We start from the raw sequence: 13,927 nt of genomic DNA on the forward strand, positions 1-13,927 counted from the left end.
CCCTTTCCTCACCGCACCGAGGTTCCTTCGTGTCGATCCGCGTCGCGTTAAACCATGTTACGCAGTACCGCTATGACCGGCTCGTGGGCCTCGGCCCGCAAATCGTCCGCCTGCGTCCGGCGCCGCACTGCCGCACGCCGATCCTCTCCTACTCGATGCGCGTCGAGCCGGCCGATCACTTCGTCAACTGGCAGCAAGACGCCTTCGCGAACTATCAGGCGCGGCTGGTCTTTCCCGAACCGACGCGCGAATTCAGTGTGACCGTCGACCTCGTCGCCGAGATGTCGGTCTACAACCCGTTCGACTTCTTTCTGGAGCCCTACGCGGAGCGGTTTCCGTTTGCCTATCCGCCGGAGCTCGAGGGCGAGCTCGCGCCGTATCTCGCGCGCACGGCGGAGGCGACGCCGCGCTTCGCCGCGTTCATCGATAGCATCGAACGCACGCCGCGCAAGACGATCGATTTTCTCGTCGAGCTCAACCAACGCCTCGCGCACGAGGTCGGCTATCTGATCCGCATGGAGCCCGGCGTGCAGACGCCCGAGGAAACACTCGAGAAGGCCTCGGGCTCGTGCCGCGACACGGGCTGGCTTCTCGTTCAGACACTGCGGCAGCTCGGCTTTGCGGCCCGCTTCGTGTCGGGCTATCTGCTGCAGCTTGCGCCCGATGAGAAAGCGATCGACGGTCCGAGCGGCGCCGAAGCGGACTTCACGGACCTGCACGCCTGGTGCGAGGTCTACTTGCCGGGCGCCGGCTGGATCGGGCTCGATCCGACATCGGGGCTGCTGGCCGGCGAGGGGCATATTCCCGTCGCCTGCACGCCGCAGCCCGGCAGCGCCGCGCCGATCTCGGGCGCGCTCGACGAGTGCGAGGTCGAATTCACGCATTCGATGTCGATCGAGCGCATGCTCGAAACGCCGCGCGTCACCAAGCCTTATACCGACGCCCAGTGGGCCGCTGTCGAGCTCATGGGCTGGCAGGTCGATGCCGATCTCTCGGCGATGGATGTCCGGCTCACGATGGGCGGCGAGCCGACCTTCGTGTGCGTGCGCGATCGCGACGCGCCCGAATGGAACACCGACGCCCTCGGTCCGACGAAGCGCGGCTACGCGGTCGCGCTCATGGACAAGCTGCGCGCGCGCTACGGCGCGAACGGCTTCTTGCACGTCGGGCAGGGCAAGTGGTATCCGGGCGAGCAGTTGCCGCGCTGGGCGCTCTCGCTTTTCTGGCGCGCCGACGGCGAGCCGTGCTGGCACGATCCGGCTCGCTTCGCGGACGAGCGCGAGCCGATGGAATACACGTCCGAGCACGCCGAGCGCTTCATCCGCCACCTCGCGGGGAAGCTCGCGCTCGACGAGAAACACATCCAGGCCGGTTACGAGGACGTCTGGTACTACCTCTGGCGCGAACGGCGTCTGCCCGTCAACGTCGATCCGTTCGATTCGCGGCTCGACGACGAGCTCGAAAGAGTGCGGCTGCGCCGCGTCTTCGATGCGGGGTTGCCGGCCGTGACGGGCTATGCGCTGCCGCTGGCGCGCGAGCGTGACACGCCGGGCACGGCGCCGCCCTTCGGCGGCCCGCGATGGGTGACCGGCCCCTGGTTTTTCCGCGACGAGCGGATGTATCTGATTCCCGGCGATTCGCCGATGGGCTACCGCCTGCCGCTCGACTCGCTGCCCTGGGTCTCCGAAGCCGACTATCCGTGGCAGCACGAACATGATCCATTCGCACCGCCGGCTCCGTTGCGCCGCGCCGCGCAGTTGCGCACGCAGTATGCACCGCAGGCAGGGATCGACGATGCGGGTGGCCAAGGCGGGGTAGACGGCAAAGCAGGCGTCGCAGAAAGCGATGCGCAATCGCGCCGCGCGATGAACACCGGCGCGGCGGGCACCGAGAGCCGCGCCGCCGAAGGCCGCATGCCGCTGCGCGGCGAATCGGCTTCATGGATCCGGCGCACGGCGCTCGTTGTCGAAGCGCGCGCGACGGCGCGCGCGGCCGGCCCGCAGGTGGAGGCAGCGGAGGACGGCAAAGGCAGCCGCGCGCTATACGTCTTCATGCCGCCGCTCGCCGTGCTCGACGATTACCTCGATCTGCTCGCCGCCGTGGAGGCGACGGCCGCCGACTTGCGGATGCAAATCGTCGTCGAAGGCTATCCGCCGCCGCGCGACGCACGACTCCAAATGCTGCAGGTTACGCCCGATCCCGGCGTCGTTGAAGTCAACATCCATCCGGCTTCGAGCTGGGGCCAACTCGTCGATCACACGGAGTTTCTGTACGAAGCCGCGCGCGAGTCCTATCTCGGGCCCGAGAAATTCATGCTCGATGGCCGCCACACGGGCACGGGCGGCGGTAACCACATGGTCCTCGGCGCGGCGACGCCGGCCGACAGCCCGTTTTTGCGCCGCCCGGATCTGCTTGCGAGCCTCATTGCCTATTGGCACAACCACCCGTCGCTGTCATACCTGTTTTCAGGGCTTTTCATCGGCCCGACGAGCCAGGCGCCGCGCGTCGACGAGGCGCGCAACGACCAGGTATACGAGCTCGAGGTCGCCTTTCGAGAAATCCAGCGCCAGGTTGACCTGCTTGCATCGAACGGGGGCTTTCCGCGCGAGGAAGCCGGACGGGTGCCGCCATGGCTCATCGACCGGACGCTGCGCAACATTCTGATCGACGTGACGGGCAACACGCACCGCGCGGAGTTCTGCATCGACAAGCTCTACTCGCCCGACGGCCCTGCCGGCCGGCTCGGTCTGCTCGAGTTGCGCGGCTTCGAGATGCCGCCGCACGCGCGCATGAGTCTCGTCCAGCAATTGCTGTTGCGCGCGCTCGTCGCGCGGTTCTGGCGCGCGCCCTACACGACGCGGCTCACGCGCTGGGGCACGGAGCTGCACGATCGATTCATGCTCGGCACGTTCCTGCGAATGGACTTCGACGATGTGCTCGCCGATATGAACGCCGCAGGCTATGCGTTCGATCCCGCCTGGTTCGAGCCGCACTTCGAGTTCCGCTTTCCGCTCGTCGGCGAGCTTCAGGCGGACGGCATCGCGCTGACGTTGCGACATGGGCTCGAGCCGTGGCACGTGATGGGCGAAGAAGGGGCCATCGGCGGCACCGTCCGCTACGTCGATTCGTCGCTCGAGCGCATCGAGGTGCGCGCGCTCGGCTTGAACGACAATCGCCACGTTGTGACGGTCAACGGCGTGCCGCTGCCCATGCAGCCGACCGGCCGAGCGAGCGAGTATGTCGCCGGCGTGCGGTTTCGCGCATGGGAGCAGGCATCTTCGTTGCATCCTACGATCGGTGCGCATGCGCCGCTGACGTTCGACATCGTCGACACCTGGTCTTGCCGCGCCGTGGCCGGATGCCAGTATCATGTCGCCCATCCGGGCGGTCGCAATTACCAGACGTTTCCCGTCAACGCTTACGAAGCGCAGAGCCGGCGGCGCGCACGCTTTTTCACGATCGGCCACACGCCCGGGCCGGTGGTCGTGAGGGTGCGCGAGCGCAGCCTCGAGTTGCCGTTCACGCTCGATCTGCGGCGCGCAAGTGCTGATGACGGAGTGGCGTCCCCATAAAGAACGACCTTGCCTTTTCAATCGACTTTGCCGTTCGATGCCGCAGCCGAGACGAGCGATTCAGCCGAAGTGCTCGCCTCGTTGCGCGACGCGCCCGCGCGCGGGGGCCACTGGGACGAGCTGCGCGACGCGACGGGTTCGATTCGCGAGCCGTGGCGGCGCTTCTTCGGCCTGCTCGGCGAGGAAGGTGCCGCGGGCCTCGAGCAGGCGGCCGCGTCGATCGACGGGCAAATCCGCGATAACGACATTACTTACAACGTCTATGTCGACAACGGCGAGCCGCGTCCCTGGGCGCTCGATATGCTCCCGCTCATCGTCGACGAGGCCGAGTGGGCGACGATCGAGCGGGGCGTGGCGCAGCGCGCGCGGCTTCTCGAAGCGCTCGTGGCGGACGCCTACGGTGGCCAGACGCTGCTCGCGCGCGGCCTGATCCCGCCCGCGCTCGTCTTCGGTCATCCCGGCTATCTGCGGCCACTCAGAGGCTATGTGCCGCCCGGCGGGCGCTATCTGCAGATCGTCGCCGTCGATCTCGCGCGGGCCCCGAACGGCGAATGGACCGTCATCGGACATCGGACGCAGGCGCCATCGGGCCTCGGCTATGCGCTCGAGAACCGGCTCATCGTCGCAGGGCTTTTCGCCGAGCCGTTCCGCTCCTTGAGCGTAAGGCGGCTGGCACCGTCGTACTCGCAGCTGATCGCGACGCTCGCGAAATCGGCGCGGGCCACGATGACGCTCGACGAGCGCCGCGAGCGCGGCGATTCGCCTCATATCGCGCTGCTGAGCCCCGGCCCCTTCAGCGAGACCTATTTCGAGCATGTCTTTCTCGCGCGATACCTCGGGCTTACGCTCGTCGAAGGCACCGACCTCACCGTGCGCGGCGACAAGCTCTATCTGAAGACGCTCGCCGGGCTCGAGCGCGTGCACGGGATGCTGCGCCGGCTCGACGACAGTTTTTGCGATCCGGTCGAGCTGCGGGCCGATTCGACGATCGGCGTGCCGGGCCTGCTGCAGGTCATGCGTGCCGGCAATGTGGTCGTGTCGAACTCGCCGGGCGCGGGTTTTCTCGAATCGGCGGGGCTGCATGGCTTTCTGCCCGGCATCGCCGACGCGCTCTTCGGCGAAACCCTCGTGCTGCCCGGTATCGCGACATGGTGGTGCGGCGAAGAAACCGTGCGCGAGCAAGCCTTCGCGCAACTCTCCGAGGCGTGGCTCGCACCCGCATGGACGGGCATGCCGCATCCCTCGTCGTCCGACATGCCGCCCGGGCTCGCCGCGGGGCCGCAGCGCCTCGACGAATGGCGCGAGCGCATTGAAGAGCGGCCCGACGCGTTCGCGATCCAGGCGCCATTGCCTTATTCATGCGCGCCGCGCTATCAGGACGGCACGCTTACGCGTCGTCCCTGCACGCTGCGCGCCTATGCAATCGCCGGCGAGGACGGCGGCTGGCACGTGTTCCCCGGCGGCTTCACGCGCCTTGCCGACGAGCGGCAGTTGAGCGTCTCGATGCAGTCGGGTGGCAGCAGCGTCGACACATGGGTGCTTTCCAGTCAGCCCGGTTCGTCGTTTTCGCTGTTGCCTTCGCCGATGAGCCCGCGCGATCTCGCGCGCGGCCACCGCCATCGCACCGTCTCGAGCCGCGCCGCGGAGAACCTCTTCTGGGCCGGCCGCTATAGTGAGCGCGCCGAGAACAGCGTGCGCCTCGCGCGGCTCATTCTGGGCTCGCTCGAAAGCCACGACTCCGACGAGATGCTGCCGACGCTCGCCGAGCTCGCACGCCGCTTCGAGCTCATCGCGAGCGGCGACGGCGATGCTTGCAAGACGCGCCATGCATTCGAGCGCGCGCTCGTCGCGAGCTTGCACGAGCATTCGGGCATCGCGAGCGTCGGAAACGTGCTGGCGAGCCAGGCGCGCGCGAGCGGTGAAATTCGTGCGCGTCTGTCGAACGATCACTGGCGGGCGATCCTCGCCGCGCGCAACGATTTCCGCGATGCGCTCGTCGCACTGTCGCTCGTGCCCGCCGCCGTGCAGGGCGCCGTGCACGGCGCGCCGTCGCCGCAGGCCCGAGGCGATTCGCCACGGCATGATCGCTACGATCGTTACGATCGCGTCGCACTAATGAACGCGCTCGAGGTGCTTGCGATGCAGCTCTCGGCGATCAGCGGCGCGCAGGGCGATCGCATGGTACGCGACGAGGCATGGCGGCTGCTATTTGCGGGGCGTCACATCGAGCGCGTCATCGCGATGACGGCGTTTCTGCACGTCGTGACTGATGCGGGAACGCTTGCGACGCCCGCCGGCTTCGATCTGTTGCTGCAACTCTTCGACAGCACGCTCACCTATCGCTCGCTTTATCCGGGGCGGCTCGAGGTGCCCGCGCTCGTCGATCTCATCGTCGTCGATCCGACCAATCCGCGCGGCCTATACGGTGTCTACGAGCGATTGCGCAAAAAGCTCGACGAGATCGCCGCGGCCGCGGGTGCTGCGAATCGGCGGCCCTTCGGAGAGTCGATGCCGCCTGTCGAATCCCTGCCGTCGCTCGAAGCGCTCTGCACGCTCGATGAGGCGGGGCACTACGCTGCGCTGCTCGCGCTATGCGATCAATTGGCCGCACATGTTGCCGCGGCTTCCAACGAGGTCAGCGCGCGCTACTTCATCCATGCCGAAGGCGCGCTTGCTTCACAGGTGTCGTCATGAGCGATCGAGTCACACTTTCTGTTTCGCACGCGACGACCTATCGCTATTCGACGCCCGTCGAAACGGCCCGGCATCTTGCGACGATCAGGCCGCTCGATTGCCCCTGGCAGCGCGTTGTGACGCACGAGGAGACGATCGAGCCGGCTCCCGCCTATAGCACCTCACGCGTCGATGCATTCGGCAATGAACTGCTCTACTTCACATTCGATACACCGCATGAGAGTCTGCGCTTGACGAGCGAGACGACCGTCGTGCTCACGCCGCGCTGGCGTGATCTCGATCCCGATGCAACGCCCGCCTGGGAAGACGTCGTCGACGCGTTGCGGTTTCGCGCGGGTGGCGCTTATGTGCCCGAGACCGAATTTCGCTTCGCGTCGCCCAACATTGCGCTCCAGCCTGAATTGCGCGCCTACGCGCTTCCGAGTTTCGCGAACGGCACGCCGCTCGCCGCGGCGGCAATCGACCTGATGCACAGGATTCATGCCGATTTCGAGTACAAGCCACAGGCCACCACATTCGATACGCCCGCGATGCGTGCATTCGATCTGCGGCATGGCGTCTGTCAAGACTTCGCGCAGGTGATGATCGGTTGCTTGCGTTCGCTCGGATTGAGCGCGCGTTATGTGAGCGGATACCTGCGCACGTTGCCGCCGTCAGACGAGCCGCGACTGGTGGGTGCGGATGCGTCGCATGCGTGGGTGTCGATATTTTGCCCGGGCACGGGCTGGATCGACCTCGATCCGACCAACGACGTGCTCGCCGATCTCAATCATGTGACGCTCGCGCGAGGCCGCGACTATAGCGACGTGTCGTTGCTGCGCGGAATCATCCTGGGCGGAGGCGAGCACAGCGTCGACGTCGCCGTGAGCGTCGCCGCGGGTTGAAACCCAACGAGGGCCACGGCGCGTCGCCTTACCAGGGCGTGTGATAGACCTTCTGTGCCGCGCCCTTCGCGCCGCCGAACGGGTCACTGTAGAGCGACTTCGCGGCCTGTTGCGCCGTATCGGGCGGTGCGGCGCCGGGCGCGCCGTTGCCACCCGCGACAGCCACATTGCCCGCGCCGGCGCCGCCACCGGCGCCCACTCCACCCGCATCGGCCGCCGGGCCTGCCGCGCGTCCAAGCTGTCGCCGTCCGCCCGGCGGCAGCGGGTCGTAACCCTTCGCACCTTGATCGGTGGCGCCGTTCGGCACGCGCTCGGCTTTCATCAGATCTGATTCGCCGGTTTCCCCCGCGTCGTATTGCGAGCGATAGGGGTCGCGATAGGCGCCGGGGCCTCCGAGCAGTGCATCTTCCTTGCTAACACCACGTAAAGGCTCGTTTTCGCCGCGCGCCGCCGCGCGATCGTTCCCCGCGGCCGCATTCGCGCCCGCGCCTTGCTGCTGGGCTTGCTGGGCGGCGACGGGCGCGGCCGCGGCAAGTGCGAGCGCAATGCAGGCGGCGCGCGCGACACGCGTCAGCGCAACGGCTTTGCGAGGCTCATGCCCGCGGGCACGCCTCGTCGGGAATGACCCGATCGGGAATGACCGGATGGGCACTGACTCAATGTCGAATGACGATCGTGCACATAGTAGTAATGACACAGATGGACTCCTTGAGCGGCTCAATGTCGTTCGTTCATCGTCGCGCGCGTCCCACGCCCGGCGCCGCCAAAACACCGCCCGAAGCCGCCATTGGTGCGGACGCCTACAAAGCTCGATAGACGGCCCAGCCAATAATGAGTTTCGTCGGTGATAAGAAAAAACATCGCAAACATACGAGGATATTCGAGGGCAATTGGCGATGGAAAGCCATATCGAGCAGGAAAGCGTAGTTGGCGCGCAAGCGCGAGAAGATGATTTCGAGCGGCGTCAGTGGTCGGGACGAAAGACGGGCCGCGTCGTCGATCTGTCGCGGGCCGGCAAGGGCAATTACGTCGCGAGGCGCGGCGTATTGATCGAGGCGATCTGGTTCCTCGTCGAAGCTTGCATCATCAACAACAAGCTCGTGCCCAGCTCGGCGCTGCGTGTGGCGCTGTTGCGCCTGTTCGGCGCGCGGATCGGCACGGGTTGCCGCTTCGTGCATCCGCTGCGTGTCAAAGCACCTTGGAATCTGGAAGTGGGGGATCACTGCTGGTTCGGAGTCGACGTATGGATATATAACCAAGCGCCCATCCGCATTGGGTCGCATGTATGCATCTCGCAAGGCACGTTCCTTACTGCCGGCTCGCACGACATGAGCACGACGATGGATCTGCGCGTAGCGCCGATCGTCATTGAAGACGGGGTGTGGATCACCTCCAAATGCGTCGTACAAATGGGCGTCACCATCGGCCGTTCGGCCGTCGTCACGCCGCTCTCTGTCGTGCATCGATCGCTCGCGCCGGAAGGCGTTTACGGCGGCAATCCCTGCCGATTCCTGCGCAAGCGCTTCAACTCCTGATGTTTCGCAGCATGCGAAGCGGAAAGCTCTTTGCTCAGATCGTATGCGTAGCTCGCTGCGCGCGGTGCGCGTTGGCAGCAAGCTGCGCCATGTTGGCCGATGCCCACGGCTCACGCGAACGAAGATCACAAGAAACAAGGGGAATACCATGTTTATCGACACACGTACCGTCGATGAGGGGTACCAGGTAGAGACGACGGTTTGTATCATCGGCGCTGGCGTAGCGGGGATCACGCTCGCGCTCGAATTGAACCGCATGGGCATCGACACCTGCCTGCTCGAAAGCGGCGGGTACAAACCCGATGACGAAACCCGAGACCTTTATCGCGGAGAGAATGTCGGGCTGCCATACACGTTCGCCGACGGCAGCCGCAGCCGCTATCTGGGCGGTAGCAGCAACTGCTGGGGCGGCTGGTGCCGTCCGCTCGACCCATGGGACTTCGAGAAGCGCGACTGGGTGCCTCACAGCGGCTGGCCCTTCGGGCTCGACGAGCTCGCGCCATACTATGCGCGCACGCATGCGCTGCTCAAGCTCGGCCCGAATACCTTCGACCCGGCGTTCTGGGAAGGGGCGATCAACCGCCCCGACGTGCGTCGCATCCCCTTCGTGACCGGCAACGTGCGCGATACAGTCGCGCAGTTCAGCCCGCCCGCGCGTTTCGGCAAGCTCTATCGCAAGGATCTCGAGCGATCGCCATTCGTGCGTGTGTTTCTCCATGCGAATGCGGTCAACATCGAGACGAATCTCGATGGCGCACGTGTCGCGCGCATCGATGCGGCGACCCTCACGGGTCGCCGCCTCACTTTCGTCGCCAAGCACTACGTGTTGGCCGCGGGCGGCATCGAAAACGCACGGCTTCTTCTGGCCTCGAATCGCACGCAGCCGGCCGGGCTCGGCAACGGACACGATATCGTCGGCCGCTTTTTCATGGATCACCCGCGCATCATGTCGGCGAGCGTGCGCTTCTCCGACGAGTGGGCGCGCAATAAGCTCTACGACATCAAGTTCCACTATCAGAACGCCGCTGTTTCCGCGCACGGCACGCCGATTTCCTCGCAGTTCGCGCTCACGCCCGAGGTACTGACGCGCGAGCGGCTGCTCAACGCGCGCGTCTGGTTCTTCTCGCTCTTTTACGGCGAGGGCAGCGCTGGTGCCGAGGCGCTGATCCGCTGCAAGCAGGCGCTGCTGAAGAAGGAGCAACCGGGCTGGAGGCTGGCCGACGATCTCGAGACGATGGCCGCGCATCCGATCGATACGGCCGGCTTTCTGCTCACGCGACTATTGCAGCCGCGCTCGCTCATCACCGACGTCAGACTGCAAGCGATCGTCGAGGCGGCACCCAACCCCGACAGCCGCGTGACGCTCGGCACCGACCGCGATGCGCTCGGGATGCCGCGCGTGAGAGTCGCCTGGCTGCTCGACGAACTCGTGCAGCGCACGTTCGACCGCACGTTCGAGCTCGTTGCCGAAGAGCTGCGTGCCGGGGGCGTGGCCGAGGTCAAACTCGACGAGCCGCTCCAGGGGCGCGAATGGCCGTCGGGGCTCGAAGGCACCTGGCATCACATGGGCACGACGCGCATGCACGATTCGCCGCGCGAAGGCGTAGTCGACAGGCACTGCGCCGTGCACGGCGTGACCAACCTCCATATCGCGGGAAGCTCGGTGTTTCCGAGCGTCGGCGCGAACTTTCCGACAATCACGATCACCGCGCTCGCGCTTCGTTTGGCCGAGCGCCTCGCGAGCCTGCTCGGCAAGCCCGATGCCGTCGCGGCGAACGATGCGCGGATCGGCATGGGGGCGGGGGTGTCTTCGTCTGTCGATTCGCTGCCGTTTGCCGCGGCGACGCTTTCGCATGTCGCGAAGGAGTGAGACGTCTCGACGGTCTTTGACGATTTGAGCAAAGGCGTGGAGCCGAGACGCATGTAGTGCCGTGAGGGTATCGATCTCTCGGCACGTGTCCGATCGCGAAAGCTAAGGGTAGTGGGCAGTGACGCCCTACGCCTTGGCCCGCATGCGTACCGCTCTCATTGCACGTGAATCGGCTTCACGCGTGATCGCATCGTCGAAGATGCCCGTCTCTTCAGTTGACGCCAAGGCGTCCATTTTTCGGATCAGCTCGTCGGAGGTTCGCGCGACGCGGTCGCTGAGGTAGCGATCGATGGCAGGATTCCGATGAGACCACTCGTTCGGCTCGAGGATGATGACGGGAATCGCGGCGAATGCCGCTTCAATCATTACCGACGTCGGCAAGCCGATTGCTATATCGACGTCTTTGAGAATTTGTTTGGTCGGCAGGCTATCCGCTATGCAGACCTCCATTGCCGGGTGGATTGGGTGCGCATGTACGCTTGCAATCCATTCCTTCCATGGCTCGATGCGCTCGCGCGGATGAGGCTTGATCAACAGCTTGATTCCCGGGCGAGCGGCTAGCTGACGAACCAAATCATTGGCCGCGGCAATGCCGTGAGTCGATTCACTATCTACCAATGGCGTCGAGAAAAATCCGATCGTGGAGCAAGATTGGATCGCTCGTGCACGCCTTTCGCGGCGAAGATCGGCCGTGATCGCCTGCAAGTGCGGATGGCCGACCACGTCGATTCTCGACGGGGATACCTTGCATGTTCGAACGACGGTCCGCTTGATGTGAAGGTCCACTACGCCGAAACGCTCGGGCACTGCTCGGCGTCGATCCTCGCCAAGAAAGCGATCGCGAATCTTTACCCAGCCGTCTATGATCGCGAGCGTCGGAATGCGGGCGCGCTTTGCCTCGCTCCAAACGATGTGCTCGAATCGCGAGCCGATGCTTGTTCCCGTGACGATCACGTCCGGTCGATGCTTGTCGATAAGCGCGTGAATTTTTATGCGAAATGTCTTTGGATTTGCTTTGAATGGATTGAGCCCGCTTGTCTTCCATAGGTCAAAAGACGGCCCCATCGCAACCAGAAAGCATCGATTCACACTTGTTCCGGCTTTGCCTATGAGTGGCAATAGTGCGTTGCCGCCGCCAAGATCGTTAGCAAAAAAGAGAATTCGCATGGGTTTTCTATTCGATTGCAAAAACGTTCGCTTGGTTACCGGAACTTTATACTTTTTGTCGTGCGAGGAGGCCGGCGACGGACCAACATGCCTCTCGCTGATCGCAAGCGACCTCGAAGCGAACCGCCCCAGAGCGTGCGTCAGTCCTATTTTTTCGCGCGATGGCCGACCGAGACTTCGGACGAACTAATGTAGCGACTCGCGCTGGCAATGCAGCTCAAACGGCGCCTTCAGGCGTCAATCAGTCAGCGAGCCGGGCCTGTCGAGGCTTGCCGCAACCACTACCTATCCCTATTCGATGATCGACGACGACCAGCTGCTGCACTACTACGAACGCGAGCTCGCGCTACTCCGCCGCAGCTTAGAGAGCTTCGCCGAACAGTACCCGAGAGCCGCGGCCCGCCTGTCGATCAGCGGCGGACAGTCGGAGGATCCCCACGTCGAGCGGATGATGCAGTCGTTCGCGTTCCTGGCGGCGCGTATCAGCGCAAGGATCGACGACGACTACCCCGAGCTCGCGGAGCTGCTGTTGAGCATCATTTATCCGCAGTACCTGCGGCCGTTTCCCTCGTGCTCGATTGCGCAGTTCGACATTGCCGGCATGTTCGAGAACCGGGCGCGGCCGGTCACCGTCCCGCGCGGGACCGAACTATTGACGAAGGCGGGCAAATGTTATTTCAGCACGGTCTGTGACGTCGTACTCGCACCGCTAAGTATTGAGAATGCGCGGTACTTGCCGATGCCGAGCGCACCGTCCGGCGTAACGCTGCCTCCGGATACGAGCGGCATGCTGTCGATCGCATTCAGCGCGGCCGTGCGCGCCGGGCAACCCAATATGACGTTGCCGTCCACCGTCCGCATGCTTCTTGCGGGCTCGCGCGAAGTCGTGACGTCCGTCATGGACACCATGTTGCTGCGCACGGCTGCGGCCTATGTGGAGGACAGTGCCGGGCGTTGGAGACGGCTCGAGACCGTGCCTGTCGCGGCTGCGGGGTTTGGCACGCACGAGGGGCTGGTTCCTGCTGATCACGCGAGTACTTCGTTTCAATTGCTGAGCGAGTATTTCGCGTTTCCGGAGCGCTTCGACTTCATTGATATCGACTTCGCGGCGCTGCTTCGCGCCGCCGGCGACGGACGCAACGTCACGCTGCATCTTGCAGTACGGGACGTTCACCCGGACTCTTGGAATGCGCATCGCCTGATGCAGGTGTCCCCGAGCCATTTCAAGCTGTTCTGCACGCCCGTCGTGAATTTGTTCGCCGAGGCGAACGTGCCCCTTACGCGGGAGCGGCAGACAGGCGTATGGCCGATCAATGTCGAGCGCAAGGGTAGTGCGCCAACTGAGGCTTGGTCCGTCGACGCAGTGCGCGTTGCCGATGGAAAGGAGATCCGTCCGTTGACGTCGTTGATCGGCGGCTCGGCTGGGCTGAACGACCCACGGTGGATATTCATTCCGCGTAATGCCGATCGGTGGCTTCGCGGTGCGAGCCCGGCCGCGCTCAGCCTCGCCGGAGCCGATGGCAAGTCGATGGCAACGGACGTCGGCCAATTGACCGTCGATGTGACGTGTTCGAACGGCGATCTGCCGCATTCCCTGCCAGTGGGCGCGCCAGAGGGCGACCTGGCGATGGAGCGCGATGCCGTCGCGGAAAAGATCACGCTGCTGCATACGCCCACGCCCGTGGGCAGCCTGCCTCGGACCGATGGCTCGCTTTGGCGCCTCATTTCAATGCAAGTACCGCAGCCGGTGAGACTCAACCCGAAAGGACTCGACGAACTGAAGGAGATGTTCCGTCAGTTCGCGGGCCTTTCGCGAATGCCTGCCAACCAGATCGATGGCGTCACGCATCTTGCCCGGCGATCCGTGATGCAGTGGTTGGTGATGCAGCCACAGCCGGGGTTCGTTCGCGGGATCGAAATCACGCTGACGATCAGCGACCAAGCGTTCGCAGCGCATAGCATTGCCGTTTTCGCCGGTGTAATGGAGCGGTTCTTCACGCCCTATGCGCCGGAATACAGCTTTGTACAGTTGGTCATGATTTCCGGGAAATACGGGATCGAACTTTGGCGCGGCAAGCCGCTGATGGGAGCGACACCGATTCTTTGAATATTTAACGCTGCGGAGCGAAACGTTTACCTTTGCGGTTTTAAGAATTTTCCGAATTGGGCCGACTGACACTTCTAATAGGTTTCGCTTATGCAATT

8 protein-coding genes are annotated in these 13,927 nt (G+C 64.5%); 6 read left to right on the top strand and 2 right to left on the bottom strand.

The features are described 5' to 3' along the window. Window positions 1-29: 29 nt before the first annotated feature. From AB4Y31_RS02050 to AB4Y31_RS02060, 3 genes are read left to right on the top strand one after another with little or no spacing between them, the layout of a single operon-like run. The gene (locus AB4Y31_RS02050) at window positions 30-3,572 is read left to right on the top strand and encodes a DUF2126 domain-containing protein (RefSeq protein ID WP_368672487.1); all 3,543 of its coding nucleotides are present in this window, start codon (window positions 30-32) and stop codon (window positions 3,570-3,572) included. 9 nt (window positions 3,573-3,581) lie between these two features. After that, on the top strand, window positions 3,582-6,266 hold the full coding sequence (locus AB4Y31_RS02055; RefSeq protein WP_368672488.1) for a circularly permuted type 2 ATP-grasp protein: 2,685 nt from the start codon (window positions 3,582-3,584) through the stop codon (window positions 6,264-6,266). Beyond that, window positions 6,263-7,150 (top strand): transglutaminase N-terminal domain-containing protein, encoded by an 888-nt coding sequence (locus AB4Y31_RS02060; RefSeq protein WP_368672489.1) that lies wholly within the window; start codon window positions 6,263-6,265, stop codon window positions 7,148-7,150. The genes AB4Y31_RS02055 and AB4Y31_RS02060 overlap by 4 nt, the downstream gene beginning before the upstream one ends. Window positions 7,151-7,178: 28 nt before the next feature. On the opposite strand, the gene AB4Y31_RS02065 is transcribed toward AB4Y31_RS02060, so the two are convergent. Beyond that, on the bottom strand, window positions 7,179-7,802 hold the full coding sequence (locus tag AB4Y31_RS02065; RefSeq protein WP_368672490.1) for a hypothetical protein: 624 nt from the start codon (window positions 7,800-7,802) through the stop codon (window positions 7,179-7,181). A 244-nt stretch (window positions 7,803-8,046) separates the two neighbouring features. Between AB4Y31_RS02065 and AB4Y31_RS02070 the strand changes: the two genes are divergently transcribed. Both AB4Y31_RS02070 and AB4Y31_RS02075 read left to right on the top strand, forming a co-directional pair. Next, window positions 8,047-8,685 carry a DapH/DapD/GlmU-related protein gene (locus AB4Y31_RS02070; protein WP_368672491.1) on the top strand — a complete coding sequence of 213 codons (639 nt, stop codon included), beginning with the start codon at window positions 8,047-8,049 and terminating at the stop codon, window positions 8,683-8,685. Window positions 8,686-8,833: 148 nt separating this feature from the next. Further along, window positions 8,834-10,555, top strand: a complete 1,722-nt coding sequence (locus tag AB4Y31_RS02075) for an FAD-dependent oxidoreductase (RefSeq protein WP_368672492.1) — start codon at window positions 8,834-8,836, stop codon at window positions 10,553-10,555. A gap of 126 nt (window positions 10,556-10,681) precedes the next feature. Here the strand turns inward: AB4Y31_RS02075 and AB4Y31_RS02080 are convergent, their stop codons facing one another. Then, on the bottom strand, window positions 10,682-11,509 hold the full coding sequence (locus AB4Y31_RS02080) for a hypothetical protein (protein WP_368672493.1): 828 nt from the start codon (window positions 11,507-11,509) through the stop codon (window positions 10,682-10,684). Window positions 11,510-12,020: 511 nt separating this feature from the next. On the opposite strand from AB4Y31_RS02080, the gene tssF reads away from it, so the two are divergent. Continuing rightward, window positions 12,021-13,829: a type VI secretion system baseplate subunit TssF gene (gene tssF / locus AB4Y31_RS02085; protein ID WP_368672494.1), complete on the top strand. Its 1,809-nt coding sequence runs from the start codon at window positions 12,021-12,023 to the stop codon at window positions 13,827-13,829. Window positions 13,830-13,927 lie beyond the last annotated feature (98 nt).

It is taken from the genome of Trinickia sp. EG282A (genome assembly GCF_040965455.1).
Classification (GTDB): Bacteria; Pseudomonadota; Gammaproteobacteria; order Burkholderiales; family Burkholderiaceae; genus Trinickia; species Trinickia symbiotica.

Bases quoted from the DNA above. Each gene is read 5' to 3' on its own strand.
- tssF (WP_368672494.1), top strand. From the start codon at position 12,021: ATGATCGACGACGACCAGCTGCTGCACTACTACGAACGCGAGCTCGCG.
- AB4Y31_RS02060 (WP_368672489.1), top strand. From the start codon at position 6,263: ATGAGCGATCGAGTCACACTTTCTGTTTCGCACGCGACGACCTATCGC.
- AB4Y31_RS02070 (WP_368672491.1), top strand. From the start codon at position 8,047: ATGGAAAGCCATATCGAGCAGGAAAGCGTAGTTGGCGCGCAAGCGCGA.
- AB4Y31_RS02075 (WP_368672492.1), top strand. From the start codon at position 8,834: ATGTTTATCGACACACGTACCGTCGATGAGGGGTACCAGGTAGAGACG.